General features: G+C 72.2%; 1 protein-coding gene. It reads right to left on the bottom strand.

Annotation, left to right across the window (positions count from 1 at the left end; translation table 11 throughout):
* On the bottom strand, window positions 1-1,718 hold a 1,718-nt coding region (locus tag AB0C20_RS36080), incomplete at both ends, for a condensation domain-containing protein (RefSeq protein ID WP_357569705.1).

The raw sequence follows: 1,718 nt of genomic DNA, 5'->3' as shown, positions 1-1,718 counted from the left end.
ACCGACAGGTACGACGCCAGCGCATCACCACCGGCACCCGCCGCCATCGACTCGAGCACCCGCCGGTACAGGCCCACCAGGGACTCCGCCGACTCCCGTGACAGGGCGTGCGTGTGCGTGGTGAGCAGGAGATAGCCGCCGACGGCGGAGACCGCCAGGCCGAACTCGGTCGCGCCCTCGCCCACGCTCTGCTCGGAGTCCACCAGGTCGGTGTCGACGTGGTCGAAGTCCTGGTAGCTGAACCGGACGTCGAGCAGCCGGTCCACCGCGGCGAGGCGCTGCACGGCCGGCATCGGGTAGCGGCGGTGGCCCCAGACCTCGGTCTCCCTGAGGAATACCCGGCGGACGAGATCGTCCCAGGTGCGCGCGCCGCGGTCGAAGGCGAACGGCAGCGTGTTGAGGTACATGCCGTACACCTGGTCGGCACCGGGCGCCTCTGGCCGGGCACTGAACACCAGGCCGGTGAAGAACGCCTCGTCGGGGGTGAGGATGCTCATGACCTTGAGGTGGGCGGCCAGCAGCACGCTCTTGAGCGAGGCCCCCGACTGGACGGCGAGGCCGCGCAGTCCCGCTTCGAGGTCGCGCAGCGGCACGGCGACGCGGTACTTCTCGCGCGGCTGCGACGCATCCCCGGCCCACGCCGGCGGCAGGGTGAACCGGGCGTACCCGTCCACCACCGACCGCCAGTAGTCCCGGTCCTCGTCGGAGGCCAGGGAGCGCCCCTCGGCCGCGATGAAGTCCGCGTACCGCACCGCCGGGGCGGACCGCTCGGTGACCGGCTCGCCGTCGCGGAGCCGGGCGTACTCGGTCAGCAGTTCCATCAGCAGTGCGCGGTGGCTCCAACCCTCGGTGATGGCGTGGCACACCGTCACGGTCAGCCACCAGGCGTCGTCCTCGAGGTGGGCTGTCATGCGCAGCAGCGGGGCCTGCTCGAGGTCGAACAGCGTGGCGCGCTCCCGGCCGGCGAGGTCGGCCAGCGCCTTGCGGCGCGCGTCCTCGTCCAGCCCGCGCAGGTCGCCGAACGCCACCGGGATCTCCGCGGTGGCGCGCACGACCTGCAGCGGCACCGACCACGAGTCGAGGTGGAAGGACGTACGCAACATCTCGTGCCGCTCAGTCACGACGGCGGCCGCGGCGCGCAGTGCCTCCTCGGCGAAGGGTGAGCCGTCACGGACCCGGAACGACGACACGTTGTGGTAGGCGTGCTGCTCGCGGTCGGCGAACATCTCGACGAGCATGCCGAGCTGCACCTGCGACAGCGGGTACGCGTCCACCGCGTCCGCCGGCAGCTTCGCCCGGTCGTCCTCGCCGATCTGGGCGAAGGGGGCCACGTACTCCTCGACCTCGGCGGCGCCGGGCCGTCCGGTCAGGAACTCGCAGAGCTCGGCGACCGTACGGTGCTCGAAGACCTCCCGGACCCCGACGTCGAAGCCGGCGCCTCGCAGCGCGCCGACGAGCGCCACCGCGCGGATCGAGTGGCCGCCCAGCTCGAAGAAGCCGTCGGTGACGCCGACTCGCTCGCGGCCGAGGACGTCGGCCCAGATCTGCGCGACCCGCTCCTCGGTGACCGTACGGGGTGCGACGTAGCCGTCGTCCGCTCCGGGAACGTCGTCCGGGGACGGCAGGGCCCGCCGGTCGACTTTGCCGTTGGCGTTGAGTGGGATGACGTCGAGACCGACGAACGCGGACGGGACCATGTACTCCGGCAACCGCACCCG

Origin of the sequence: Micromonospora sp. NPDC048843 (genome assembly GCF_040649965.1) — a bacterium.
GTDB classification, from domain to species: Bacteria; Actinomycetota; Actinomycetes; order Mycobacteriales; family Micromonosporaceae; genus Micromonospora; species Micromonospora hortensis.
This window is presented reverse-complemented; position numbering and strand designations above follow the sequence as displayed.